We start from the raw sequence: 26,003 nt of genomic DNA, 5'->3' as shown, positions 1-26,003 counted from the left end.
GTCTTACAATACCCTCTTTCGATGAATGAAGAACTCTGATAACCATGATGATGATCATCAGTTATTTTGAAGGTCAGCGAGATGTATAAGGAGTCATTGATGTCAGTACCTTTAATTCTGACCTTACTGGCGGGGGCCGCCACGTTCATTGGCGCGTTTCTTGGCGTACTGGGGCAAAAGCCCTCTAATCGCCTGCTGGCGTTTTCGCTCGGATTTGCCGCCGGGATCATGCTGCTGATCTCTTTGATGGAGATGCTGCCCGCCGCGCTGGGTACAAAGGGAATGCCGCCAGTTCTGGGCTACGGCATGTTTATCATCGGCCTGCTGGGTTATTTTGGTTTGGATCGTCTGCTTCCACATGCCCACCCGCAGGATCTGATGCAAAAAAGAACGCAGCCGATTCCTGGCTCGATTAAACGTACCGCCATCCTGCTGACGCTGGGGATCAGTCTGCACAACTTCCCGGAAGGAATTGCCACCTACGTCACCGCCAGCAGTAACCTGGAGTTAGGATTCGGCGTCGCGCTGGCGGTTGCCCTGCATAATATTCCGGAAGGTCTGGCAGTCGCCGGGCCGGTCTATGCGGCCACCGGTTCTAAACGAACCGCGATTTTCTGGGCGGGCATTTCCGGGATGGCAGAAATATTGGGCGGTGTGCTGGCGTGGCTAATTCTTGGTAGCCTGGTGTCACCTGTCGTTATGGCGGCGATTATGGCCGCAGTCGCCGGCATTATGGTTGCGCTGTCGGTGGATGAACTGATGCCGCTGGCAAAAGAGATCGATCCCAACAACAACCCCAGCTATGGCGTTCTGTGCGGAATGTCGGTGATGGGGCTGAGTCTGGTCATACTTCAGACGATGGGGATCGGGTAACAGAGAGGGCAGGAAGCGGTTATTCCTGCTCTTTAGTCATGACGCGTTCTTCATCATCACGACGAAGTAATTTATTGCGGATTTCCATTAGCGCATCACGATCCTGCCGAAACGCCTTACAGTAGCGTTTCATGTGGCAAACATATCCCACGACCACCAGAACAATTAATACAATCCAGTACCAGGCAATAAACATCCTTTTACCCTTAAAATTTAACATTAACAGATATTTAGCGTTAAAATTTAACATACCTATAAGTAGGTAGGATTATATACTGGCATAGTATGAAATCGAAAAGATGATTTCGATCATAGAGAAAAAGATTGGATGTTTATTAACCGACAGGATGTTTGAAAAAGCGAAATTTGCCGGATAAGGTGCTTGCACCACTATCCGGCAAGGCAGAGTTAGCTGGCTTTACGTTCGTGCGCCTGTCGGTAAGCCACCAGGTCTTCGATCGTCACAACAGCCATATTGTGTTTGCCTGCAAAGTCGATGCACTCCGGCGCACGCGCCATGCTGCCATCATCATTGGTCAGTTCACACAGGACACCCGCCGGTTTGAAGCCCGCCAGCGTCACCAGATCGATGGTCGCTTCGGTGTGGCCACCGCGGGTTAATACGCCGCCCGGTTGAGCGCGCAATGGGAAAACGTGTCCCGGACGGTTCAGATCGGAAGGTTTTGCGCCATCGGCAATTGCCGCGCGAACGGTGGTTACGCGATCGGCAGCAGAAACACCGGTCGTGACCCCTGTCGCAGCCTCAATGGTCACGGTAAAACCGGTGCCATAAGCGCTGGTGTTATTTTCCACCATCATCGGTAGATCGAGTTGTTTACGACGATCTTCGGTGATGCACAGGCAAACAATACCGCTACCGTGACGGATGGTCAGCGCCATCTGCTCAACGGTCATGGTTTCTGCCGGGAAAATCATATCGCCTTCGTTTTCACGATCTTCGTCATCCAGCACCATCACACCGCGGCCTTCGCGCAGCGCAGACAGAGCGTGTTCGACACGTTCAAAAGGCGTACCAAAAGAGGAAAGTAGCGTCTGATTCATGGTAAAAAAACCTCACTAAAATTATGGTTACCAGAATCAGGGCAGTCTTAGGAGTACCGACAAGCGGCAAAAAAATAACGTGAGCGGGTCCATGCCCGACTGGATCGTTACTCTCTCCCATCCGGACTCTAACCGTCGGCCCCGGAATTACACCGGATCTGCTGACCTTTAGGTTTGCACCCAAAGCGCTCGCGGGCTTTCAACCTGAGTTGATTTACCGCCGGTGGGGAATTTCGCCCCGCCCTGAGAATAAGCGGATTAACTATAACGCTATTGATTACCTTCATCAACGCCTTTACCCGCATTAACATCACACAATTCTGGTTTATGCCTTACGCAGATCGCACTACAATGAGCGTTAACACTTACCAGTTCAGGGAAACCACTATGATTGACCCGAAAAAAATTGAGCAGATCGCTCGCCAAGTTCACGAGTCGATGCCGAAAGGGATCCGGGAGTTCGGGGAAGATGTCGAGAAGAAAATCCGTCAAACGCTGCAATCTCAGCTGACGCGTCTCGATCTGGTGAGCCGCGAAGAGTTTGATGTTCAGACCCAGGTACTGCTACGCACCCGTGAAAAGCTGGCGCTGCTGGAGCAACGTTTGAGCGAGCTGGAAGCGCGTCAGGCCATTGAAGAAGTCAAACCTGCGCCCGCCATCCCACCAGTAGAACCGCAAGCGTAAAAACAGCAACGGGCCGCAAGGCCCGTTGACATATCAATGTTCCACTTCTAACTTTCTGGCGTTCATTGCCTGCTGGCAGTAGTGCGCGTAGCGTTTGCAAAACCAGCTGCGGTGCTCTTCATCCATATTGCCGGTAACCGCCTGGATATCAACAGGGCGACCTTCAGCCTGCATTCTGGCAAAGCTCCGCGCCAGGAAATCGAAATTGTTCATCGAATAAACACTGTTGTTCATTAGCATATCCTCCAGTCGGTGAATCTCTGTTAAGGTCATATGCTTTTTTCTGATACCAGTATTTACCGGGAGGCGTAGCAGGTTTGTACATATTGTGCGCAAATCAGTTGCCTGATGTCACACTTTGGGAACACGGGTGATGCCCGATTTCCAGACATCACCGCCAGTGGTTATTTATCGCTGTCTTTCTGAATTTTTTTGATGATATTGGTGGTGGAGCAACCGTCTTCAAAGTTGAGCACCAGCACTTCGCCGCCGTTGGCCCACACCTCTTCACTACCGGCAATCTCTTCTGGCTTATAGTCACCACCTTTCACCAACAGATCCGGTAATACGCCTGCAATCAGGCGCTGCGGCGTATCTTCTTCAAAGGAGACCACCCAGTCAACGGCTTCCAGCGCGGCCAGCACGATCATCCGCTGTTCGAGCGGATTCACCGGGCGCGTTTCCCCTTTCAGCCGTTTCGTCGATGCATCGCTGTTGACCGCGACAATTAAGCGATCGCCCAGCTTACGTGCGTTTGCGAGATAGGAGACGTGACCGGCGTGCAGAATGTCAAACACCCCGTTGGTCATGACGACTTTCTCACCACGCTTACGGGCACTGGCAACGGCCTGCTTCAGCTCGTCTTCTGTCATCACGCCAAAGCCGGTTTCCGCACGGCCGCGTACCGCGTTTTCCAGTTCAATAGGAGACACAGTGGAGGTCCCCAGCTTACCGACCACCACACCCGCCGCCGCATTGGCGAAGAAGCAGGCTTCTTCCAGCGAATTACCGGCAGCCAGCGTCGCCGCCAGCACACCAATAACCGTGTCGCCCGCACCGGTCACGTCATACACTTCCTGCGCCTGCGTCGGCATATGCAGCGGGGCTTTGCCCGGTTGCAGCAGTGTCATCCCTTGCTCGGAGCGGGTGACCAGTAGCGCGGAAAGCTCGAAATCGGCAATCAGCTTCATGCCACGTTCAACAATTTCTTCTTCGCTTTTGCATTTTCCTGCCACCGCTTCGAACTCAGAGAGGTTTGGCGTCAGTAGCGTCGCGCCGCGATAGCGGGCAAAATCAGTCCCTTTCGGATCGATCAGCACCGGCACTCCGGCTTTACGCGCCAGCGCGATCATCTGCTGAACGCTGGCCAGCGCGCCTTTCGCATAGTCAGACAGCACCAGCGCCCCAATCGAGCTCAGCGCCTGGTTGATACGCTCATGCAGCGGCTGCGGATCCACACCTTCAAAACCTTCTTCGAAGTCGAGACGAATCAGTTGCTGGTTGCGTGAAAGCACGCGCAGTTTGGTGATAGTAGGATGGGTCGGGACAGAAACAAAGTCGCATTTCACGTTCACGTCCGCCAGCGTTTTGCTGAGCGCGCGCGCGGCATCGTCAATACCGGTCAGTCCGACCAGGCGCGAATTTGCGCCCAGAGAGGCAATGTTCATCGCCACGTTCGCCGCACCGCCCGGACGTTCTTCGATGGTATCGACTTTCACCACCGGTACCGGCGCTTCAGGTGAAATACGGCTGGTGGGCCCGTACCAGTAGCGATCCAGCATCACATCACCGACAACCAAGACTCCTGCACGTTCAAACTCTGGCAGCGTTACTTTCATTCCTGTCTCCTGAGAGATTCAAAATTTGCGCGCGATAATAGCACACTTCATTCTTCAACCAGCCACTTCTGCCAGCTTGCCCGCACCAGCGTACGTTCCGCCTCAAAACACGTTTGCGCCACATGGCCTGGCAGCTCCTGTAAGGCAAGGTGATGTAACTCATCGCGCAGCGTGGTGTAGGCGTGGGTCAACGCCATCGCCTCCTGCTCGTCCATAATGTCGTTTTGCGCTAACAGTTCCAGAATGCGCACATTATCCGACCAGCGGGTCAGTTTGGGTTTGTCATGGGCATAACGTAGCACCAGATATTGCGTGATAAATTCGATATCCGTAATACCGCCTTCATCAGCTTTAATATCAAAGCGATCGCGATGTTTATTGCCCAGATGCGCGCGCATTTTTTCACGCATTTCGCGCACCTCGTTCTGCAACGTTTTGCCATCGCGAGGCTGCGTCATAATATCGCGACGCACCGAATCAAACTGCGAGGTCAGTTGCGGGTCGCCGTAAACCACTCGTGCGCGCACCAGCGCCTGATGCTCCCACGTCCAGGCCTCATTTTTCTGATAATCCGCAAAGGACTCTGTGGAAGTCACCAGCATCCCCGCCGCCCCTGACGGACGCAACCGGGCATCTACTTCATACAGGATGCCCGAGGAGGTGCGGGTGCTGAACAGATGCATAATGCGCTGCGCCAGCCGCAGATAGAACTGCCGCCCGTCAATTTCCCGCTCGCCGTCGGTCATCACGTCAATGGGGCAGTCATGCAGGAAGATCAAATCGAGATCGGAGCTGTAGCCCAATTCCCAACCGCCCAGCTTGCCGTAGCCCACCACCGCAAAACCGCGCCCTTCCCGCTCGGTAAGATGGGTCGGCTGGCCGTAGCGCGCCACCATTTGCAGCCACGCTTGTTGCACAACGGCGTCAATCATCGCCTCCGCCAGCCAGGTCAGGTGGTCGCTGACTTTCATCACCGGCAGCGTACCGGCAATATCCGCGGCGGCAATACGCAGCAGTTGCGTTTGCTTGAACTGCCGCAGGGCTTCCAGCTGTTGTTCTTCATCATCTTCCGGGACGCGCAGTAAATACTGACGTAACTCATCACGATACGCGTCGGTCGCCGTCGGCTGATAGAGCGTATTCGGATCGAGCAGTTCATCGAGCAGCAGCGGATAGCGCGCCAACTGACTGGCGACCATCGGCGACGCTGCGCAGAGCGAAATCAGATGCTTCAGTGCGCCGGGGAATTCACTCAGCAGCTCCAGATAGGTGGTGCGGGTGACAATCCCCACCAGCAGCGGCGTAATGCGCGACAGCGGGAGAGACGCGTCCTGGCGCGTGCAGACATCACTCAGCAGGTGCGGCATCAGGTGGTCGAGCACCTGGCGACCGCGCGGGCCTATCGTGCGTTTATCCAGTTCTTTACGGAAATCGGCAATCAACGCCAGCACGCGCTGGCGATCGTCATCCGTAAGATGCGACAGCACCGGCGGCGTGTCATCTTCCTGCAAGGCATCCTGCCACAGTTCGCGCCACTGTTCCGAGAGCGCATCTTCCTGCGTGTCAGTTTCGTCATCGCCTATCAGCTCGTTAAACACGCGCCGAACGTTCGCCATGTGCCCTTCCAGCGTTTCCATCAGCTGCGACCAGTTATCCGCATTCATTCCCCAGGCCAGCCGCGCCCGGTTAAGTTCATCGCCCGGCAGCGTCTGCGTCTGTTCATCGTTAATGCTTTGCAGCAGGTTTTCCAGTCGACGCAGGAAGAGGTAGGCCAGTCGCAACTGTTCGGCATCGTTTTCCGGCAGCAAATGCAGTGCGGCGATCGCGCTTAACGTCGGCAGCAGTGAACGCGATTGCAGCGACGGCTCACGCCCGCCGCGAATCAACTGAAATACCTGCACAATAAATTCGATTTCGCGAATGCCGCCCGCGCCGAGCTTGATGTTATCTTTCAGCCCCCGGCGACGAACTTCACGGGCAATCATCCCCTTCATATTGCGCAACGACTGGATCACACTGAAGTCGATATAACGGCGGAAGACGAATGGGCGCAGCATGGCGCGCAGTTCATCGACATAACGACCGTCGGTATCGCCCATGATCCGCGCCTTGACCATCGCGTAGCGCTCCCAGTCGCGCCCTTGCTCCTGGTAATAATCTTCCAGCGCCGCAAAACTCAGCACCAGCGGGCCGCTGTCGCCAAACGGACGCAGCCGCATGTCCACCCGATAGACAAAACCATCCTGGGTAGGCTGATCCAGAACCTTGATCAGCCGCTGCCCCATGCGTGTAAAAAACTGCGCGTTATCGAGTTCGCGGCGTCCCCCCTGGGTAGAGCCGTGCTCAGGCCAGGCAAAGATCAGATCGATGTCCGAAGAAAAATTCAGCTCACCGCCGCCCAGTTTGCCCATGCCCAAAATCAGCAGCGGCTGTGGAATACCGTCCTGACTGCACGGCGTTCCCCATTCCCGACAGCAGGCGTCGTACAGCCAGTCGCGCGCGCTGACGATCAGCGTTTCGGCCAGATGGCTTAACTGTTGCAGAATGTCGGTATCGTCCACCAGCGACAGCGCCTGCGCCCAGGCAATGCGCACCATCACGCGGCGGCGAAACAGACGCAGCTCATGCATCAGCGCCGCTTCATCGTTCACCGTTGCCAGCGCCGCCTGTAACCATTCGCCGTACTGTTGCCATTCATCGGCCTGCGGCGGCGCGCTTTCCAGTTCCGTCAGCCAGTGAGGATGCGCAATGATGCTGTCCCGCACAAAATCACTGAATGTAAGTACTGACTTCGCTTGTACGCCAGATACGGATTCAGGTAACTGCTCTGCAATGGTTTGCCAGTACTGCTGTAACGGTGACGAAAGCGGCTTCATTAAAAGGTTCCTTGTAACGTTGCCGGATGTGGGCATTACGCCTTATCCGGTCTACAAAACATGTCGATCCGTAGGCCTGATAAGCGCAGCGCCATCAGGCACTCCGGTTATCGTTTCCCGCTGTGCAACCAGAACGGTTGCTGGTTGTTCGCCTCATTGCGGAAATGTTCAATTTCAATGTGTTGGCCGTTGGCAATAGCGTGATACAGCCCTTGCCAGTTCTCCAGCCAGGCCTGAACCACCGGCGTATCGTAATACCCCGCCAGCAGTAAAACGGTGTCGATATCGCGGCGTAAACGCGGCAACTGATCGTGATACTGGTCACCCAGCGGTTGTCCAAAAACGCTTTTCAGCTCAGCGGCGGTACGCGAAAGATGGATATCGGCGAAGCGCTTGAAAGAATCCGCCATTTTGGCCTGCGCCTTTGCATCCAGAAACGGCTGCCAGGCCTTGGTCACCAGCCACTCAGTCAGCGCCAGTTTCGCCATCGCCGTTTGGGTGGTATACACCGCCGTCACGGCAGAAACCGCAGAAGCGATGGTCGCTTCCGACTGGGTGAGCAGATCACGTAAGTGAGCACTCGCTTTACGCGGAACGATGCCGCCAAACAGCATCAGGGTGTGACGCACCAGGCCCATCGCGGCCAGCACATGCGCCTTCGCGGCCTTATTGTCGCGAACCCAGAGTTCTTCGTGGTACTGCCATTGTGCCAGCGCCAGCTCCAGAGCGGCTTCCAGCCCGTGTTCCACGCTGGCTTTCGCGGGTGCTTTCAGCACCGCAGTCGGTTTGATCTCGCGTGGAGGATTCCCCTGCGCCAGATGATATCCACGCGCCGCTTTACTCAGGCTGCCCTGGCGCAGACCCGCCTGGTTCACCAGCTGATTCGCCAGCTTCAGAACCGCCCGGGTGTCGCCGCTCAGCAGTTCAAGCTCCAGCTCGCAAATCGGCTCCGCCAGTTCACCTGCTTTCACTTCGCCTAAATCGAGGGCGATTTCAATCTGGCTGCCATCCACGGTCAACAGCCATTTTTCACGTTCAAAATCGGTGCTGAACAGCGGCTGCACGCGGGAGAGGAGATCGGCAGGCAGCTCACCGTTGGGCCACACCTCCGGCGGAAATTGCGTTAAATCCAGCGTGGGCTCATTCAGGGGAACATTGTATTCCGGTCGCTGGTGTAAACCGCCGGTCACTCGTCCGGCAATTTTTAGGGTCATCTCATAGCGACCTTTCTCCCCACGAATACGCAGCCCCATATCGTGACCACGCAACCACTTATCCTCGGTCTCGTAGTAAATATTCAACAACGGGCTGGGTGCATGATGCTCGCCTCCGAGCGTATTCAGATGGTCACGCAGCGCGTTCACGGCGTCGTGATTAACGATAAATTTTAATTCAATTTCCTGAGCCATGGCCTTGTACTTACCGGTTATGTCACATAAGAGAGAATCACGACGAACTTACGGTGATCTTTTTTGTCAGTAGATAGTATTTTGCGCCAAATTGCCATGCAACGAGCAATTTGACGGGCGTAAAAGTTTTGAAGTAGCGGTAAACCGGACACAGATGATTCCGATTGATGTTGAATGCTTTGCGTAGAGACACTGATACCACTACTATCGTTCCACTTTCTATGACAATAACGACAGCCTGATGCCAAAATTACGCCTGATTGGATTTATGTTACTCGCACTTAGCGCTACTGCCGTGTCTCACGCCGAAGAAAAGCGCTATGTCTCTGATGAACTGAACACCTGGGTCCGCAGTGGTCCGGGGGATAATTATCGCCTCGTTGGCACGGTCAACGCGGGCGAAGAAGTCACACTGTTACAAACTGACGCCAACACAAACTACGCGCAGGTTAAAGACAGCACCGGGCGGACGGCCTGGATCCCGATGAAAGAGCTGAACAGCACGCCCAGCCTGCGCACCCGCGTGCCGGATCTGGAAAATCAGGTCAAAACGCTGACCGATAAGCTCAACAATATTGACACCACCTGGAATCAACGCACGGCTGACATGCAGCAGAAAGTGTCGCAGAGCGACAGCGTGATCAATGGGCTGAAAGAAGAGAATCAGAAGCTGAAGAACGAGCTGATTGTGGCGCAGAAGAAGGTCAGCGCCGCGAATTTGCAGCTTGATGATAAGCAACGCACCATCATCATGCAGTGGTTTATGTATGGCGGCGGCGTGCTGGGGCTTGGCCTGCTGCTCGGTTTGATCCTGCCGCACATGATCCCAAGCCGAAAACGCAAAGACCGCTGGATGAACTAAATCGCCTTCTCCGCCACACTGTCATATGATTAAGGGATTGTATTTCCCTGGAGAGGTGGTGTGGCGTGAAGATTTATCTGGTCGGTGGTGCGGTTCGGGATACGCTGTTAGGGCTACCGGTTAAAGATAAAGATTGGGTGGTGGTTGGTGCCACGCCGCAACAAATGCTCGACGCGGGCTACCAGCAGGTAGGTCGCGATTTTCCTGTTTTTCTCCATCCGCAAACCCACGAAGAGTATGCCCTGGCGCGTACCGAGCGTAAGTCTGGCTCGGGCTATACCGGATTCACCTGTTATGCCGCGCCGGACGTCACGCTGGAAGACGATCTCCAGCGCCGTGACCTGACCATTAATGCCCTGGCGCAAGATGGTGACGGTGAGATCGTCGATCCCTATCACGGTCGGCGCGATCTGGAGCAACGCCTGCTGCGCCATGTTTCACCAGCCTTTAATGAAGATCCGCTTCGCGTCCTGCGGGTGGCACGTTTTGCCGCCCGCTATGCGCATCTGAGCTTCCGCATTGCTGACGAAACCATGGCCCTGATGCGCGAAATGACGCACGCCGGTGAACTGGAACACCTGACGGCAGAGCGCGTGTGGAAAGAGACCGAGAACGCGTTAACCACGCGTAACCCGCAGGTCTATTTCCAGGTCTTACGCGACTGTGGCGCGCTACGCGTGTTGTTCCCGGAGGTTGATGCGCTGTTTGGCGTCCCTGCGCCAGCGAAGTGGCATCCGGAAATCGATACCGGGATTCATACCCTGATGACGTTGTCGATGGCGGCGCTGCTCAGTCCGGAAGTTGACGTGCGTTTTGCCACGCTGTGTCATGACCTCGGCAAAGGCCTGACTCCGCCGGAGCTCTGGCCGCGTCACCACGGGCACGGCCCGGCGGGCGTCAGACTGGTCGAACAGTTATGCCAGCGCCTGCGCGTCCCGAATGAAATCCGTGATTTAGCCAAACTGGTGGCGGAGTTCCACGATCTCATCCATACCTTCCCGATACTGCAACCTAAAACCATCGTGAAACTGTTTGATTCAATCGATGCCTGGCGCAAACCGCAACGCGTGGAGCAAATTGCGCTCACCAGCGAAGCTGACGTGCGCGGACGGACGGGATTTGAAGCCGCGGATTATCCGCAGGGGCGTTTGCTGCGGGAAGCGTGGAAAGTGGCGCAATCGGTGCCCACCAAAGACGTTGTCGAGGCCGGATTTAAAGGTATTGAGATTCGCGAGGAGTTGACCCGACGCCGGATTGCGGCGCTTGCCCGCTGGAAAGAGACTCGCTTCCCGAAGGCGGTCAATTAAGGTGTGAATGCCGGATGGCGCTGCGCTCATCCGGCATGAGAGGTCGGTCAGAAAAACACCACGTAGACCGCCGCGGCGACGATAAAACGATAGATCGCGAACGGTATGAAGGAGATCCGCTTAATCAATTGCAGGAAGGTTTTGATGGCAACCAATGCAACTACGAAGGCGGTGACAAAACCGACGGCAAACATGGGGATATCAGCCGCCGTCAGAAACGACCAGCTTTTGTAGAGATCCAATGCGGTGGCCCCCATCATCATCGGTACGGCCAGCAGGAACGAAAATTCAGACGCGGCATAACGGCTCACACCCATCAGCATCCCGCCGGAAATGGTCGCCCCGGAACGGGAGAAACCCGGCCACAACGCCAGGCACTGGAAGCAGCCAATCATGAATGCCTGACGGTAAGTCATGTCGTCCAGACCCGGTGCGCGCGGTTCTTTCGGTTTCAGACACTCTGCAGCGATCAACAGTAAACCGCCCACCACCAGCGCATACATCACATTAACCGGGTTAAACAGCGATTTGATCGTATCGTGGAAGACCAGTCCCAACACCACCGCCGGGATCATCCCCAACAGAATGTGGATCAGCGTTAAACGGCCTTTACTTTCCCCTTCACGCTGCAACGGACGACCAAAGTGAATACCGATCAGGCCAAACAGACGCCGCCAGAACATCACCACTACCGCGAGAATGGACCCCAACTGGATCACCACTTCAAACGTCTTTGCCGTATCACCCTCAAATCCCAACAGGTGGCCCACAATGATCATGTGTCCGGTGCTGGAAACTGGCAAAAACTCCGTCAATCCTTCGACCACACCCAAAATTGCCGCAATCAGCAGCGAGTGCATATCGCTCATCAATAAACCCCTAAGTAGAAAAATTTACAGCGCAAAATGATCCAGCTTCATACCCTCAATAATTTGCGTGCAGCCAACGCACATGCAACCTGAAGTATGACGGGTATAGGACTCTTTTATATCCGTTTGGTTTAACAAATATGAAGATAATTATTTTTCTTTCAGATTATTGCTACGCTCAATGATTACGCCCACATTGGCCGCGCGCGCCACCGCGCCGGGCTTACTGAGTTTGATGCGCACCCACGGCGAATTAAAGCGCGTCAGCAGCAGTTCGGCCACCTCTTCGGCAACGCGCTCCACCAGCGCGAAACGCCCGCCTTCTACATGATTAACAATCGTCTCGGCGATATCCGCATAGCTCAGGCAATCGGCGACATCGTCACTTTTTGCTGATTTTCGGTTATCCCATGCCATTTCGATATCGAACACCAGCTTCTGTTCGATAGTCTGTTCCCAGTCGTAAACACCAATCGTGGTGATTACCGAAAGTTGCTCTATAAATACAATATCCATCACGACCTGCCTGCTTTTTGGCTAACCCGGATACCACTTCCGGCGAAATATGCGTATTATCCACAGAAGTAGCGTTTTACACGACATTTTCAAAACGGAACAGCTTATGAGTGCAATCGCGCCTGGAATGATCCTCTTCGCGTACCTCTGCGGCTCCATTTCCAGTGCCATTCTGGTCTGCCGCATTGCTGGCTTGCCCGATCCGCGTAGCAGCGGCTCCGGCAACCCTGGCGCGACCAATGTGTTACGAATCGGTGGCAAGGGAGCAGCCGCAGCGGTCCTGATTTTCGACGTCCTGAAAGGGATGTTGCCCGTCTGGGGCGCGTATGCGCTGGGCGTTAGCCCGTTCTGGTTGGGTCTTATCGCCATCGCCGCCTGTCTGGGGCATATCTGGCCAGTCTTCTTTGGCTTCAAAGGTGGAAAAGGCGTAGCAACAGCCTTTGGCGCTATCGCGCCTATCGGTTGGGATCTCACCGGCGTAATGGCGGGCACCTGGTTGCTCACCGTTCTGTTAAGCGGCTATTCATCGCTGGGAGCGATCGTCAGCGCGCTGATTGCCCCGTTCTATGTCTGGTGGTTCAAACCGCAGTTCACCTTCCCGGTCTCCATGCTGTCGTGCCTGATTTTGCTGCGCCATCATGACAACATCCAGCGCCTGTGGCGCCGCCAGGAAACGAAAATCTGGACCAAACTGCGCAAGAGACGCGAGAAAGATCCCGAGTGAAGTTGGCCGGAAATGGCGTTGTCCAGCCCGGCCTACAGCACCTGATAGCCCTCGTCCGGCTTGCCTAAGCGCTGCTGGCACCATGCTGCCAGAAACTCCACACAAACTCTGAGCTTCACGCTGCGGTACAGTGGTTCCTGATATACCGCCCAGATGTTGGCGCTCTGCGCATATTCCGGCAACACTCGCACCAGTTTGCCGCTTACCAGAAACGGCTGCACATCCCACTCTGAACGCAACATGATGCCTTTGCCCTCCAGCGCCCATTGCAGAACGACTTCACCGCTGTTGGAAGAGAGATGCCCGCTCACTTTGACCGATTTTTTCGTCGTGCCATTTCCCAGTTCCCATATTCCGTGCGTCATGTCACGCTCTTTTGTCACCAGGCAATCATGGTGACTTAATTCCTGCAAGGTTTTGGGTTCAGGATATTTTTGTAAATATTCTGGGGAGGCACACAATATTCTTTTATTCTTTGTTAACAAATGCGCAATATAATAATCCGGGATCTCATCGTTAATACGAATATCGAGATCGATATTATCCTGAACCAAATCAATTTGCCGATCGAAGAGTTCAAAATGGACCTGTAACTCAGGATAATTGCGCATCAATTCGGTAATCGCAGGTGCAATATGACTGCGGCCAAATCCGAAGCTACAGCCAATACGAATCATCCCTTCCGGGCGCGTTTTGATTTGCGTCACATCATCAATCAGGCGCTGATATTGCGTCAGGATCACCAGTGCCTGTTCATAACAACGCTGACCGCTTTCCGTCAGCGCCACCCCGCGCGCCGAGCGGTTAAGCAGCGTAGTGCCGAGCGTAGTTTCCAGAATCTGGATCCGCTTCGTCACAAAGGCAGGCGTTTGTCCGAGGGCGCATGCTGCGGCGCTAAAACTGCCCGTATGGACGATTTCCACCAGCACCTGAAGGTCTTTGGCTAAGGGCCAGTTTTTGAGCATTTTTCGGGGTGTCCATGATAATTGATACCTGAAGTGTAATTCTCAATCTAAGGTTAATCTCTGCCTTTGCTCAATTTTCATCATCTTTCTTCAGCATCATTCACGAACTGTTAATTGCATATACACAGTGGCAAATAATATAAAACCACACATTCAATGGTAGTTTGTGAGGGAGGATTTATTTCCAGACAAATAAAAGAACTGGAGTTGACATGATGAGCAATCAAAATAATCAAAATGCGGTTAGTACGCTGACGGAAATAGTCGCCAATTTTACCGCCATGATTTCCACGCGCATGCCCGACGATGTGGTGGACAAATTAAAACAGCTACGGGATGCCGAAACCTCAAAGATGGGGCAAATCATCTACCACACGATGTTCGACAACATGCAGAAGGCTATCGATCTTAACCGTCCGGCTTGCCAGGACACCGGTGAGATCATGTTCTTCGTGAAGGTTGGCTCCCGTTTCCCGCTATTGGGTGAGTTGCAAAGCATTCTCAAGCAAGCGGTGGAAGACGCCACGGTGAAAGCGCCGCTGCGCCACAACGCGGTAGAAATTTTTGACGAAGTGAATACCGGTAAAAACACCGGTAGCGGCGTACCGTGGGTGACATGGGACATTGTCCCTGATGGCGAAGACGCGGAAATTGAAGTTTACATGGCCGGCGGCGGCTGCACGTTGCCGGGGCGTTCCAAAGTGCTGATGCCTTCCGAAGGCTACGAAGGCGTGGTGAAGTTCGTCTTTGAAAACATCTCGACGCTGGCCGTCAACGCCTGCCCGCCGGTGCTGGTCGGTGTGGGGATCGCCACCTCCGTTGAAACCGCCGCCGTGCTGTCCCGTAAAGCGGTACTGCGTCCGATCGGCACCCGCCATCCGAACCCCAAAGCGGCAGAGCTTGAATTGCGTCTGGAAGAAGGGTTGAACCGGCTGGGCATTGGCCCGCAGGGGCTCACCGGCAACAGTTCGGTGATGGGCGTGCATATTGAATCCGCCGCGCGTCACCCGTCGACCATTGGCGTCGCTGTCTCTACCGGCTGCTGGGCGCACCGTCGCGGTACGCTGCTGGTCCATTCTGACCTCTCCTTCGAAAACCTGTCTCACACCCGGAGCGCGTTATGAAAAAGATCCTCACAACCCCGATCAAAGCCGAAGACCTGGAAGACATCCGCGTTGGCGATGTGATCTATCTGACCGGTACGCTGGTGACCTGCCGCGACGTCTGCCACCGCCGCCTGATCGAACTAAAGCGCCCGATCCCCTACGACCTCAACGGTAAAGCGATTTTCCATGCCGGACCGATCGTGCGTAAGAACGGTGAAAAATGGGAGATGGTCTCCGTCGGCCCCACCACCAGCATGCGCATGGAAGCCTTTGAAAAAGAGTTCATTGAGCAGACGGGTGTCAAACTGGTGGTGGGTAAAGGCGGCATGGGGCCGCTAACGGAAGAAGGTTGCCAGAAGTTCAAGGCGCTACACGTGATCTTCCCGGCAGGCTGCGCGGTGCTGGCAGCCACTCAAGTGGAAGAGATCGAAGAAGTGCACTGGATGGAGCTCGGTATGCCGGAATCGCTGTGGGTTTGCCGGGTGAAAGAGTTCGGTCCGCTGATTGTCTCTATCGACACCCACGGCAACAACCTGATCGCCGAAAACAAAAAACAGTTCGCCGAACGTCGCGGTCCCATCGTCGACGAAATCTGCGAACACGTGCATTACATCAAATAACCCTTCCGGAGAGGCCTCGGCCTCTCCCTCTTTCGCAGGGATACGACAATGGCACCTTTATCTGGTTGGTGGCGATATCTGGCTCCGCTGGTGGTCATCGCCATTATTGCTGTTTTGCCCGTCCCCACCGGTCTTGAGAGCCACACCTGGCTCTACTTTGCGGTCTTTACCGGGGTTATCGTGGGACTCATTCTGGAACCGGTACCCGGCGCAGTCGTGGCGATGATTGGGATATCAATTATCGCGGTTCTCTCGCCGTGGCTTTTGTTCAGCCCCGAACAACTCGCCCAGGACGGATTCAAATTTACGTCCAAAGCGCTCTCGTGGGCAGTTTCTGGTTTTTCTAACTCGGTGATCTGGTTGATTTTCGCCGCCTTCATGTTTGGCACCGGCTATGAAAAAACCGGCCTCGGTCGGCGTATCGCGCTGATGCTGGTGAAAAAAATGGGGCACCGCACGCTGTTTCTCGGCTACGCGGTGATGTTCTCCGAGCTGATTCTTGCTCCCGTTACACCGTCTAACTCCGCACGCGGCGCAGGGATCATCTACCCGATTATCCGCAACCTGCCGCCGCTCTATAACTCAAAACCCAACGATCCCAGCGCCCGTTCCATTGGTTCTTATATTATGTGGATGGGGATCACCGCCGACTGCGTGACCAGCGCCATTTTCCTGACGGCGATGGCACCGAACCTGCTGCTGATTGGTCTGATGAAGACCGCGTCCCATACGGCGCTGAGCTGGGGCGACTGGTTCTTAGGCATGCTGCCGCTGAGCATTCTGCTGGTTCTGTTGGTGCCGTGGCTCGCCTATGTGCTATATCCGCCCGTGCTGAAGTCGGGCGATCAGGTGCCACGCTGGGCGGAATCGGAACTCAAAGAGATGGGGCCGCTCTGCTCGCGTGAGAAAAAGATGCTGGTGCTGATGGTAGGCGCCCTGGTGCTGTGGATCTTCGGAGGGGACTACATCGATGCCGCGATGGTCGGTTACAGCGTCGTTGCCCTGATGCTGGTGCTGCGCATCATCTCCTGGGATGACATCGTCAGTAATAAATCGGCGTGGAACGTCTTCTTCTGGTTGGCCTCACTTATCACTCTCGCAACCGGACTGAACAACACCGGCTTTATCACCTGGTTTGGCAAACTGCTGGCGAGCGGATTGAGCGGCTACTCACCGGTGATGGTGATGATCGCGCTGATCGTGGTGTTCTGGCTGTTGCGTTACTTCTTTGCCAGCGCCACGGCGTATACGTCCGCGCTGGCACCGATGATGATCGCCGCCGCGCTGGCGATGCCGGAAATTCCCTTACCGGTCTTCTGCCTGATGGTCGGTGCGGCTATTGGTCTGGGCAGCATTCTCACTCCGTATGCGACCGGACCAAGCCCTATCTACTATGGCAGCGGTTATCTGCCGACCGTGGATTACTGGCGGCTGGGGGCAATTTTCGGCCTGATTTTCCTGGTGCTGCTGCTGGCGACCGGGCTTATCTGGATGCCTCTCGTTTTGCTTTAACCCCGTTGGGGCGGCAGGGCTGTCGCCCCTTTTTTCCATAAGCGTCTCATATGACCGTTTTCCCGCCGCGCTGAGGCATACTTTTTGCTATGCAAACACCCTCACGCTGAGAAGGGAAACGCTCTGGAAACCCTTGCGCACAAGACACCGACACGGGGCTGGCAGGCCGAACTCGACCTGCGGTTTAGCCATACCGCGCACAAAACGGTGCTCACGCACGCACGCCACGTCGGTCCCCTGACGGTTCAACGGCCATTTTATCCGCAAGACGATGTTTGCCACCTCTATTTACTCCACCCGCCCGGCGGAATTGTCGGCGGTGATGAGCTGCACATTTCCGTCACGCTGGACGAAAACAGTCACGTATTAATCACCATGCCCGGCGCGGGTAAGTTTTATCGTAGCGCAGGCCCACAGGCGTGCCTGCATCAGACGTTCACGCTGGCCCCAAACGCGACGCTGGAATGGCTGCCGCAGGATACGATCCTGTTCCCCGGCGCTAACGCCAGCCTCCGCTCCGTATTTCATCTCACCGCTGAAAGCCGCCTGCTGGGCTGGGATCTGCTCTGCCTCGGGCGACCGGTTATGCAAGAAACGTTCAGCCACGGCACGCTGCATAACCGTCTGGAGATCTGGCGCGACGGGCAGCCGCTGCTCATTGAACGCCTGACGCTGAGGGATGGGGATCTCTCGGTCATCGCCAGCCAGCCGTGGTGCGGTACCCTGCTCTGCTATCCGGCTACGGAACAGATGCTCGACGGTGCGCGGGAACGTCTTGCTCCGCTCGGTGATTATGCCGGGGCAACGCTCGTCGACTCACTGCTGACGGTTCGTTTTCTGGCTGACGACAACCTGACTGTTCAGCGCGTCATGCGCGAAATCTGGCAGTTTTTACGCCCGCTGTTAACCCAAAAACCACCGCACCTGCCGCGCATCTGGCAAACCTGAGAGACGCTTATGGAACTGACCCCCAGAGAAAAAGACAAACTGTTGCTCTTTACCGCCGCGCTGGTCGCAGAACGCCGACTGGCGCGGGGTCTGAAACTGAACTACCCGGAATCGGTGGCGCTCATCAGCGCATTCATCATGGAAGGCGCGCGCGACGGTAAAAGCGTCGCCTCGTTGATGGAAGATGGCCGCCACGTTCTGAACCGTGAGCAGGTGATGGAAGGCGTTCCGGAAATGATCCCGGACATCCAGGTGGAAGCGACCTTTCCAGACGGTTCGAAGCTGGTCACCGTTCACAGCCCGATCGTCTAAGGAGAACCCATGATTCCAGGCGAATACCGGATCGCAGCGGGAAACATTGCGATCAACGCAGGGCGCGAAACGCGCACGATCGTGATAGAAAACCATGGCGATCGCCCTATTCAGGTGGGATCGCACTACCACTTTTACGAGGTCAACCCGGCGCTCCGCTTTTCCCGCGAATCCGCGCTGGGTTTTCGGCTGAATATTCCGGCGGGAACGGCGGTACGTTTTGAACCGGGCCAAAAGCGAGAAGTCGAACTGGTTCGAGTGGCGGGCGCACAGCGTATTGTTGGCTTTCGCGGCGACGTCATGGGTGCGCTGGAGGTGAAGCATGGCTGAGATTTCCCGGCAGGCTTACGCCGACATGTTCGGCCCGACCACCGGCGATAAAGTGCGTCTGGCGGACACGGATCTGTGGATCGAAGTGGAAAACGACCTCACCACCTATGGCGAAGAGGTGAAATTCGGCGGCGGCAAAGTGATCCGCGATGGCATGGGCCAGGGACAGATGCCGTCTCAGGAATGCGTGGACCTGGTGATCACCAACGCGCTGATCGTCGATCACTGGGGGATCGTCAAGGCGGATATCGGCATTAAAGACGGCAGGATCTTTGCCATCGGCAAAGCCGGGAATCCGGATATTCAGCCTGACGTAACGATCCCGATCGGCGTCGCCACCGAAGCGATCGCCGGTGAAGGCAAGATCGTGACCGCAGGCGGCGTGGATACCCATATTCACTGGATCTGCCCGCAACAGGCGGAAGAGGCGCTGGTCTCCGGCGTGACGACAATGATTGGCGGCGGTACCGGACCGGCAGCTGGCACCAACGCCACCACCTGTACGCCGGGGCCGTGGTACATCGCCCGGATGCTACAGGCGGCGGATACGCTGCCCGTCAATATCGGTCTGCTGGGCAAAGGCAATGGCTCCCACCCCGATGCACTGCGCGAGCAGGTTGCCGCCGGTGCCATCGGCCTGAAAATTCACGAAGACTGGGGCGCGACGCCTGCGGCTATCGACTGTGCGCTAACCGTGGCCGATGAGATGGACATTCAGGTGGCGCTGCACAGCGATACTCTGAACGAGTCAGGCTTTGTCGAAGATACGCTGGCGGCGATTGGCGATCGTACCATCCACACCTTTCACACCGAAGGGGCCGGCGGCGGGCATGCGCCTGATATCATTACCGCCTGCGCGCACCCGAATATCCTGCCCTCCTCTACTAACCCGACGCTGCCCTATACCGTCAATACCATTGATGAACACCTCGACATGCTGATGGTTTGCCACCATCTCGATCCGGATATTGCCGAAGACGTGGCCTTTGCCGAATCACGGATCCGTCGGGAGACCATCGCCGCCGAAGATGTGTTACACGATATTGGCGCGTTTTCTCTGACCTCATCGGATTCACAGGCGATGGGGCGCGTGGGAGAAGTGATCCTGCGCACCTGGCAGGTGGCGCACCGGATGAAGGTTCAGCGCGGTCCCTTGGCCGAGGAGACGGGGGAGAACGATAATCTGCGCGTGAAGCGCTATATCGCCAAGTACACCATTAACCCGGCACTGACCCACGGTATCGCTCACGAAGTCGGCTCCATTGAAGCCGGAAAGCTGGCGGATCTGGTGCTCTGGTCACCGGCCTTTTTCGGCGTAAAGCCTGCAACGATCGTGAAAGGCGGCATGATCGCCTGCGCACCAATGGGGGACATCAATGCTTCCATCCCCACGCCGCAACCGGTGCATTACCGCATGATGTTTGGCGCGCTCGGCGCGGCGCGTCATCATTCCCGGTTGACTTTTCTGTCGCAGGCGGCGGTGGAAAACGGTGTCGCACAGCAGCTCAATTTGCAAAGCCAAACCGCCGTGGTGAAAGGCTGCCGGACGGTGAAAAAAGCCGACATGATCCACAACAGCCTGCAACCGACTATCACCGTGGATGCCCAGACCTACGAGGTCCGCATCGACGGCGAACTCATTACCAGCGACCCCGCTGACGTTCTGCCGATGGCGCAACGTTACTTTTTATTTTGAGGAGCCGAGATGCTGTTATTGACGCAACGCGTTGACACCCCAGCGCACATCACCGCCACGCTGACACTGCCGATTGATATCCGCGTGAAGAGCCGGGCGAAAGTACAGCTCAATGACGGGCGTGAGGCGGGGCTGATGCTGCCCCGAGGCTTGCTGCTGCGCGGCGGTGATTGCCTGAGCACTGAAGATGGCACGGAGGTGGTAGAAATTATCGCTGCCAGCGAAGCGGTATCGGTGGTGCGTTGCACCGATCCGTTCCTGCTTGCGAAAGCCTGCTACCACCTCGGCAACCGTCACGTCCCACTGCAAATTTTGCCGGACGAACTGCGCTATCACCACGATCACGTTCTGGACACCATGCTGCGCCAGTTCAGGTTAGAGGTGACCTTTGCCCATCTGCCGTTTGAGCCCGAGGCCGGGGCGTATGCCGGTGAATCCCACGGCCATCACCACAGCCATGCGCACTGATGCGTGACGCACAACAGCAGTTGCGTTTGCTGCAACTCGCCAGCAGCAGCCTGCCGGTGGGCTCGTTTACCTGGTCCCAGGGGTTGGAGTGGGCGGTAGAAACTGGCTGGGTGAACAGCGTGGACACCTTCGAATGCTGGCAAACCCGACAGATGGAAAATAACGTTTTCACCGTCGACCTGCCGCTGTTTGCCCGTCTGTATCACGCCTGTGAGCAGGATGATATTGACGCCGCACGCCGCTGGACCGCGTATCTGCTGGCCTGCAGGGAAACCCGCGAGCTGCGGGAAGAAGAACGTAGCCGGGGTGTCGCGTTCACCCGACTGGTGGTCGACTGGCAGCCAGAGTGCCCGCAGCAATGGCGCGCACGTTTTGCCGACAGTCAGCTCTGCGGTATGGCCTGGCTCGGCGTGCAGTGGCGCATTCCGCTGCATGACCTGGCGATAACGCTCGGTTACAGCTGGATCGAGAGCGCCGTGATGGCCGGCGTCAAGCTGGTGCCGTTTGGCCAACAGGCCGCGCAACGGCTGATTATTTCACTTTGCGCGCAATACGCCAAAGGCATGGCGCAAGCGCTGGCGTGTCCGGACGACCGTCTGGGTTCCGCCACGCCGCTGGCGGCCATCGCCTCTGCACGCCATGAAACCCAATATTGCCGTTTATTTCGCTCCTGAGGAGAGACAATGAGTGAGTACAAACATCCCCTGCGCGTTGGCGTAGGCGGCCCGGTCGGTTCCGGTAAAACCGCCCTGCTGGAAGCGTTATGCAAAGCAATGCGCGATCGCTGGCAACTGGCGGTGGTCACCAACGATATCTACACCAAAGAGGATCAGCGGATTCTCACCGAAGCGGGCGCACTGGCGCCGGAACGTATTGTCGGTGTAGAAACCGGCGGCTGTCCGCACACCGCCATCCGCGAAGACGCCTCGATGAATCTGGCTGCGGTGGAAGCATTAAGCGAAAAATTTGGCAATCTGGATTTGATTTTTGTCGAGAGCGGCGGCGACAACCTGAGTGCTACCTTCAGCCCGGAGCTGGCGGATCTGACGATCTATGTGATCGACGTCGCCGAAGGGGAAAAGATCCCGCGCAAGGGCGGACCAGGGATCACCAAATCGGATTTCCTGGTGATCAACAAAACCGATCTCGCCCCCTATGTCGGCGCGTCGCTGGAGGTGATGGAGCGCGATACGTTGCGCATGCGCGGCGAGCGCCCGTGGACATTTACCAATTTGAAATCGGGTGACGGTCTGGCGACGATTATTGCGTTTCTGGAAGACAGAGGAATGTTGCGGGTGTAATGCGGTGTATTGCTGAGTGGCGGCTTCGCCTGACCCGGCCTGCGGTCTTGTCGATCCGGTAAATGCAGAGAATAGATTCGTAGGCCCGGTAAGCGTAGCGCCACCGGGCAGGACAAACCCTACTTAAGCTGCTGGCAGTTCCGCCAACGGCCAGCGTGGACGCACGGTCACGCCGAGATCCGCCGTGGCGCCCGCTTTAAAGCGCACCATACCGGCATAGGCAATCATCGCCCCGTTATCGGTGCAAAATTCCGGACGGGCATAAAACACCTCACCACGACGTTTTTGCATCATCTCCGCCAGCTTCGCGCGCAGCGTGCGGTTGGCGCTGACGCCGCCTGCCATCACCAGACGCTTAAAGCCGGTCTGATCCAGCGCACGTTTACACTTGATCATCAGCGTATCCACCACCGCGTCTTCAAACGCCCGGGCGATATCAGCACGGGTTTGATCATCGCCGCCGTTATTGCGGATAGTATTCGCCGCAAAGGTTTTCAGCCCTGAGAAGCTGAAATCCAGCCCCGGGCGATCGGTCATGGGCCGTGGGAAAACAAAACGTCCAGCGGTGCCCTGCGACGCCATTTTCGACAGCATCGGGCCGCCTGGATAGTCAAGCCCCAGCAGTTTGGCGGTTTTATCGAACGCTTCACCGGCGGCATCATCAATCGACTCACCCAACAGTTCATACTGTCCGACACCAGTCACGCTGATAAGCTGGGTATGTCCCCCCGACACCAACAGCGCCACGAAGGGGAATTCCGGCGGGTTATCTTCCAGCATTGGCGCCAGCAGATGTCCTTCCATGTGGTGTACGGGGATAGCGGGCACATTCCACGCAAACGCCAGAGAACGACCGACGGTTGCACCGACCAGCAGCGCGCCAACCAGACCCGGTCCTGCGGTATACGCCACCGCATCAATCTCTTTTGCACTCAGTCCCGCCTCTTTCAGCGCCGCCTGGATCAACGGCACCGTTTTGCGGACATGATCGCGGGAGGCCAGTTCAGGCACGACCCCGCCGTAGTCAGCATGTAATTTCACCTGACTATACAATTGGTTGGCTAACAGACCTTTTTCATCGTCGTAAATGGCGATGCCGGTTTCATCGCAGGATGTTTCAATTCCCAGTACACGCATGACTTGTTTCTACCTCACTTTATTACCGCGCAGTGTAGGTCGAATGCGGGGAGATGTATACCCTCACTCCCGATTTCGTGTATACTCTCCCCCCTTATAAAAGTCCCTTTCAAAATCGCATCGGTGCTTTACAAAGCAGCAGCAATTGCAGTAAAATTCCGCACCATTTTGAAATAAGCTGGCGCTGATGCCAGCGGCAAACCGAATTTATTAAAGGTGAGAGTTACATGCCGGTAATTAAAGTACGTGAAAACGAGCCGTTCGACGTAGCACTGCGTCGCTTCAAGCGTTCCTGCGAGAAAGCAGGCGTTCTGGCGGAAGTTCGTCGTCGTGAGTTCTATGAAAAACCGACTACCGAACGTAAACGCGCTAAAGCTTCTGCTGTGAAACGTCACGCGAAGAAACTGGCTCGCGAAAACGCACGCCGCACTCGTCTGTACTAATCTCTGTCGGGGGCTGAGGCTCTCGATTCAGACCGAGTTGTAGTTGTAAGGCCGTGCTTCCGAAAGGAATGCGCGGCTTATTTTCGTTTATATACGTCATCATTCAAGCTGCCTCTGCGCTCGCTCACCCCAGTCACGTACTGATGTACGTTCCTGAGGATTCGCTCTTTTGCCGCCTTGATGCAACCTGAATGATTTTGTGTATATGAGTCATAAAAAATAAACGGGGCATATGGCTGGACGAATCCCACGCGTATTTATCAATGACCTGCTGGCACGAACCGACATCGTCGATCTCATCGACGCGCGGGTAAAGCTGAAAAAGCAGGGCAAGAATTATCATGCGTGCTGTCCGTTCCATAACGAAAAAACCCCCTCTTTCACCGTAAACGGTGAAAAACAGTTTTATCACTGCTTCGGATGCGGCGCGCACGGCAACGTCATCGACTTCCTGATGAACTACGACAAGCTCGAGTTCGTGGAAACCGTCGAAGAACTGGCGGCCATGCATAATCTTGACGTCCCGTTTGAAGCAGGCACAGGTCCCAGCCAGATAGAGCGCCATCAACGGCAAAGCCTTTATCAACTGATGGATGGCCTGAACACGTTTTATCAGCAATCTCTGATGCAACCCGCCGCTACCCCTGCGCGCCAGTATCTGGAAAAGCGAGGACTCAGTAGTGAAGTGATCGCGCGTTTTGCTATTGGCTTTGCGCCTCCCGGTTGGGACAACGTCCTGAAACGGTTTGGCGGCAATAGCGAAAATCGCCAGTCACTGGTGGATGCGGGCATGTTGGTCACCAACGATCAGGGACGCAGTTACGATCGCTTCCGCGAACGGGTGATGTTCCCCATCCGCGACAAGCGTGGTCGGGTGATAGGTTTTGGTGGTCGTGTGCTGGGTGATGCCCTGCCGAAGTACCTTAACTCCCCAGAAACCGATATTTTCCATAAGGGTCGCCAGCTGTATGGCCTTTATGAAGCGCAGCAGGATAACGCCGATCCGCAACGTCTGTTAGTAGTGGAAGGCTATATGGATGTGGTGGCGCTGGCGCAGTATGGCATTAACTATGCCGTGGCTTCGCTGGGTACTTCAACTACCGCCGATCATATCCAGCTCCTGTTCCGCGCCACGAACAACGTCATATGCTGTTATGACGGTGACCGGGCAGGACGAGACGCCGCCTGGCGCGCGCTGGAAACCGCTTTGCCGTACATGACAGATGGTCGTCAGCTACGCTTTATGTTTTTACCTGATGGCGAAGACCCCGATACGCTGGTGCGGAAAGAGGGGAAAGAGGCATTCGAAGCCCGGATGGAGCAGGCCCTGCCGCTCTCCGCGTTTTTGTTTAATAGCCTGCTGCCACAGGTGGACCTGAGCACTCCAGACGGGCGTGCGCAGTTGAGTACGCTGGCGCTGCCGCTCATCACACAGGTACCGGGTGAAACGCTGCGCATTTATCTGCGCCAGGAATTGGGAAACAAGCTTGGCATTCTGGATGACAGCCAACTTGAACGATTGATGCCAAAATTGTCTGAAAGTGGGGCTTCCCGACCCGCTCCGCAGCTAAAACGCACGACCATGCGTATACTGATAGGACTGTTGGTGCAAAATCCGGAACTGGCGCCGCTGGTGCCGCCGTTAAGCGGTCTGGATCAGAATAAACTGCCCGGACTTGGTTTATTTGCCGAACTGGTCAACACTTGTTTGTCCCAGCCCGGGCTGACTACCGGACAGCTTTTAGAACACTATCGTGGCACAAATGATGCGGCCACCCTTGAAAAACTGTCGATGTGGGACGATATAGCAGATAAGGATATTGCTGAAAAAACCTTCACCGACTCACTCAACCATATGTTTGATTCGATGCTTGAGCTGCGCCAGGAAGAGCTAATTGCCCGCGAGCGCACACACGGTTTAAGCAACGAAGAACGCCGGGAACTCTGGACATTGAACCAGGAACTGGCGAAGAAATAACTGAAGCAGACAAAATCATTCGAGTTGTATCAAGGCAGCAAGAGAACGCCGCTAGCGCAGAGACAACTTGAAGGGTGAACTATTTAACGGCTTAAGTGCCGAATAGCGATCGGGAAGCCCCCGACAGCCGCACTGAGAGGCAGCGGCACAAATATAAGTACGCCCTC

The 26,003-nt window shown here is 55.8% G+C and carries 27 protein-coding genes and 1 riboswitch; of the genes, 17 read left to right on the top strand and 10 right to left on the bottom strand.

The window, feature by feature from the left end; genetic code table 11:
- Window positions 1-99 precede the first annotated feature (99 nt).
- Window positions 100-873, top strand: a complete 774-nt coding sequence (gene zupT / locus OGW13_RS15115; RefSeq protein ID WP_042998175.1) for a zinc transporter ZupT — start codon at window positions 100-102, stop codon at window positions 871-873.
- A gap of 19 nt (window positions 874-892) precedes the next feature.
- On the opposite strand, the gene OGW13_RS15110 is transcribed toward zupT, so the two are convergent.
- Both OGW13_RS15110 and ribB read right to left on the bottom strand, forming a co-directional pair.
- On the bottom strand, window positions 893-1,069 hold the full coding sequence (locus OGW13_RS15110) for a hypothetical protein (protein WP_042998176.1): 177 nt from the start codon (window positions 1,067-1,069) through the stop codon (window positions 893-895).
- A gap of 212 nt (window positions 1,070-1,281) precedes the next feature.
- Complete coding sequence (gene ribB / locus OGW13_RS15105) at window positions 1,282-1,935, bottom strand: 3,4-dihydroxy-2-butanone-4-phosphate synthase (RefSeq protein WP_061076268.1); 654 nt, start codon at window positions 1,933-1,935, stop codon at window positions 1,282-1,284.
- A gap of 105 nt (window positions 1,936-2,040) precedes the next feature.
- Window positions 2,041-2,190, bottom strand: a riboswitch (FMN riboswitch).
- A 132-nt stretch (window positions 2,191-2,322) separates the two neighbouring features.
- Between ribB and ubiK the strand changes: the two genes are divergently transcribed.
- Window positions 2,323-2,619 (top strand): ubiquinone biosynthesis accessory factor UbiK, encoded by a 297-nt coding sequence (gene ubiK, locus OGW13_RS15100; protein ID WP_042998179.1) that lies wholly within the window; start codon window positions 2,323-2,325, stop codon window positions 2,617-2,619.
- A 33-nt stretch (window positions 2,620-2,652) separates the two neighbouring features.
- On the opposite strand, the gene glgS is transcribed toward ubiK, so the two are convergent.
- The 4 genes from glgS to OGW13_RS15080 form a co-directional block, all read right to left on the bottom strand.
- Complete coding sequence (gene glgS / locus OGW13_RS15095) at window positions 2,653-2,859, bottom strand: cell surface composition regulator GlgS (protein WP_080343280.1); 207 nt, start codon at window positions 2,857-2,859, stop codon at window positions 2,653-2,655.
- A gap of 164 nt (window positions 2,860-3,023) precedes the next feature.
- The gene (gene hldE, locus OGW13_RS15090; RefSeq protein ID WP_042998180.1) at window positions 3,024-4,457 is read right to left on the bottom strand and encodes a bifunctional D-glycero-beta-D-manno-heptose-7-phosphate kinase/D-glycero-beta-D-manno-heptose 1-phosphate adenylyltransferase HldE; all 1,434 of its coding nucleotides are present in this window, start codon (window positions 4,455-4,457) and stop codon (window positions 3,024-3,026) included.
- A gap of 47 nt (window positions 4,458-4,504) precedes the next feature.
- Complete coding sequence (gene glnE, locus OGW13_RS15085; RefSeq protein WP_287116253.1) at window positions 4,505-7,333, bottom strand: bifunctional [glutamate--ammonia ligase]-adenylyl-L-tyrosine phosphorylase/[glutamate--ammonia-ligase] adenylyltransferase; 2,829 nt, start codon at window positions 7,331-7,333, stop codon at window positions 4,505-4,507.
- A 107-nt stretch (window positions 7,334-7,440) separates the two neighbouring features.
- Window positions 7,441-8,742, bottom strand: a complete 1,302-nt coding sequence (locus OGW13_RS15080) for a CYTH domain-containing protein (RefSeq protein ID WP_054177132.1) — start codon at window positions 8,740-8,742, stop codon at window positions 7,441-7,443.
- Window positions 8,743-8,983: 241 nt separating this feature from the next.
- On the opposite strand from OGW13_RS15080, the gene OGW13_RS15075 reads away from it, so the two are divergent.
- Together OGW13_RS15075 and OGW13_RS15070 are read left to right on the top strand one after the other, a co-directional pair.
- Window positions 8,984-9,604, top strand: coding sequence for a TIGR04211 family SH3 domain-containing protein (locus tag OGW13_RS15075; protein ID WP_042998183.1), 621 nt, complete (start codon window positions 8,984-8,986; stop codon window positions 9,602-9,604).
- Window positions 9,605-9,669: 65 nt separating this feature from the next.
- Window positions 9,670-10,911 (top strand): multifunctional CCA addition/repair protein, encoded by a 1,242-nt coding sequence (locus OGW13_RS15070; protein WP_044265588.1) that lies wholly within the window; start codon window positions 9,670-9,672, stop codon window positions 10,909-10,911.
- Window positions 10,912-10,958: 47 nt separating this feature from the next.
- Here OGW13_RS15070 and bacA read toward each other — a convergent pair whose 3' ends face one another.
- A complete protein-coding gene (bacA, locus tag OGW13_RS15065; protein ID WP_042998185.1) occupies window positions 10,959-11,780 on the bottom strand; it encodes an undecaprenyl-diphosphate phosphatase in 822 nt (273 codons plus the stop codon).
- Window positions 11,781-11,930: 150 nt separating this feature from the next.
- Window positions 11,931-12,296, bottom strand: a complete 366-nt coding sequence (gene folB / locus OGW13_RS15060) for a bifunctional dihydroneopterin aldolase/7,8-dihydroneopterin epimerase (protein ID WP_042998186.1) — start codon at window positions 12,294-12,296, stop codon at window positions 11,931-11,933.
- A 106-nt stretch (window positions 12,297-12,402) separates the two neighbouring features.
- Here folB and plsY point away from each other — a divergent pair, with 106 nt between their 5' ends.
- Entirely contained in the window at window positions 12,403-13,020 is a 618-nt protein-coding gene (plsY, locus tag OGW13_RS15055) for a glycerol-3-phosphate 1-O-acyltransferase PlsY (RefSeq protein WP_042998187.1), read from the top strand.
- A 32-nt stretch (window positions 13,021-13,052) separates the two neighbouring features.
- Here plsY and ttdR read toward each other — a convergent pair whose 3' ends face one another.
- Entirely contained in the window at window positions 13,053-13,985 is a 933-nt protein-coding gene (gene ttdR, locus OGW13_RS15050; RefSeq protein ID WP_042998188.1) for an L-tartrate utilization transcriptional activator TtdR, read from the bottom strand.
- Window positions 13,986-14,197: 212 nt separating this feature from the next.
- Between ttdR and ttdA the strand changes: the two genes are divergently transcribed.
- The 10 genes from ttdA to ureG all read left to right on the top strand — a co-directional run bounded on the left by ttdA (window position 14,198) and on the right by ureG (window position 22,278).
- On the top strand, window positions 14,198-15,109 hold the full coding sequence (ttdA, locus tag OGW13_RS15045; protein WP_090048979.1) for a L(+)-tartrate dehydratase subunit alpha: 912 nt from the start codon (window positions 14,198-14,200) through the stop codon (window positions 15,107-15,109).
- A complete protein-coding gene (ttdB, locus tag OGW13_RS15040; RefSeq protein ID WP_042324302.1) occupies window positions 15,106-15,711 on the top strand; it encodes a L(+)-tartrate dehydratase subunit beta in 606 nt (201 codons plus the stop codon). The genes ttdA and ttdB overlap by 4 nt, the downstream gene beginning before the upstream one ends.
- A 48-nt stretch (window positions 15,712-15,759) precedes the next feature.
- The gene (locus tag OGW13_RS15035; RefSeq protein WP_042998189.1) at window positions 15,760-17,223 is read left to right on the top strand and encodes an anion permease; all 1,464 of its coding nucleotides are present in this window, start codon (window positions 15,760-15,762) and stop codon (window positions 17,221-17,223) included.
- A 123-nt stretch (window positions 17,224-17,346) separates the two neighbouring features.
- The gene (locus tag OGW13_RS15030; RefSeq protein ID WP_287116260.1) at window positions 17,347-18,171 is read left to right on the top strand and encodes an urease accessory protein UreD; all 825 of its coding nucleotides are present in this window, start codon (window positions 17,347-17,349) and stop codon (window positions 18,169-18,171) included.
- Between the two features lie 9 nt (window positions 18,172-18,180).
- Window positions 18,181-18,483 carry an urease subunit gamma gene (locus OGW13_RS15025; protein ID WP_042998190.1) on the top strand — a complete coding sequence of 101 codons (303 nt, stop codon included), beginning with the start codon at window positions 18,181-18,183 and terminating at the stop codon, window positions 18,481-18,483.
- Between the two features lie 9 nt (window positions 18,484-18,492).
- A complete protein-coding gene (locus OGW13_RS15020; protein ID WP_044328096.1) occupies window positions 18,493-18,813 on the top strand; it encodes an urease subunit beta in 321 nt (106 codons plus the stop codon).
- The gene (ureC, locus tag OGW13_RS15015) at window positions 18,806-20,509 is read left to right on the top strand and encodes an urease subunit alpha (protein WP_109739822.1); all 1,704 of its coding nucleotides are present in this window, start codon (window positions 18,806-18,808) and stop codon (window positions 20,507-20,509) included. The genes OGW13_RS15020 and ureC overlap by 8 nt, the downstream gene beginning before the upstream one ends.
- A gap of 9 nt (window positions 20,510-20,518) precedes the next feature.
- Window positions 20,519-20,977, top strand: coding sequence for an urease accessory protein UreE (gene ureE / locus OGW13_RS15010; RefSeq protein WP_042998193.1), 459 nt, complete (start codon window positions 20,519-20,521; stop codon window positions 20,975-20,977).
- Window positions 20,977-21,651 carry an urease accessory protein UreF gene (locus tag OGW13_RS15005; protein ID WP_287116252.1) on the top strand — a complete coding sequence of 225 codons (675 nt, stop codon included), beginning with the start codon at window positions 20,977-20,979 and terminating at the stop codon, window positions 21,649-21,651. Before ureE ends, OGW13_RS15005 begins: the two co-directional genes overlap by 1 nt.
- A gap of 9 nt (window positions 21,652-21,660) precedes the next feature.
- The gene (ureG, locus tag OGW13_RS15000; protein ID WP_042324316.1) at window positions 21,661-22,278 is read left to right on the top strand and encodes an urease accessory protein UreG; all 618 of its coding nucleotides are present in this window, start codon (window positions 21,661-21,663) and stop codon (window positions 22,276-22,278) included.
- A 123-nt stretch (window positions 22,279-22,401) separates the two neighbouring features.
- Here the strand turns inward: ureG and tsaD are convergent, their stop codons facing one another.
- Window positions 22,402-23,415, bottom strand: coding sequence for a tRNA (adenosine(37)-N6)-threonylcarbamoyltransferase complex transferase subunit TsaD (gene tsaD, locus OGW13_RS14995; protein WP_042998195.1), 1,014 nt, complete (start codon window positions 23,413-23,415; stop codon window positions 22,402-22,404).
- A 227-nt stretch (window positions 23,416-23,642) separates the two neighbouring features.
- Here tsaD and rpsU point away from each other — a divergent pair, with 227 nt between their 5' ends.
- The gene (gene rpsU, locus OGW13_RS14990) at window positions 23,643-23,858 is read left to right on the top strand and encodes a 30S ribosomal protein S21 (RefSeq protein ID WP_001144069.1); all 216 of its coding nucleotides are present in this window, start codon (window positions 23,643-23,645) and stop codon (window positions 23,856-23,858) included.
- A 232-nt stretch (window positions 23,859-24,090) separates the two neighbouring features.
- On the top strand, window positions 24,091-25,836 hold the full coding sequence (dnaG, locus tag OGW13_RS14985; protein WP_044265580.1) for a DNA primase: 1,746 nt from the start codon (window positions 24,091-24,093) through the stop codon (window positions 25,834-25,836).
- The last annotated feature ends 167 nt before the right edge of the window (window positions 25,837-26,003 follow it).

The sequence above is a fragment of the Citrobacter sp. Ca225 genome, assembly GCF_030337175.1.
Taxonomy (GTDB): Bacteria; Pseudomonadota; Gammaproteobacteria; order Enterobacterales; family Enterobacteriaceae; genus Citrobacter_A; species Citrobacter_A amalonaticus.
The sequence above is the reverse complement of the archived record's forward strand: the minus strand, read 5'-3'. Positions and strand labels throughout refer to the sequence as shown.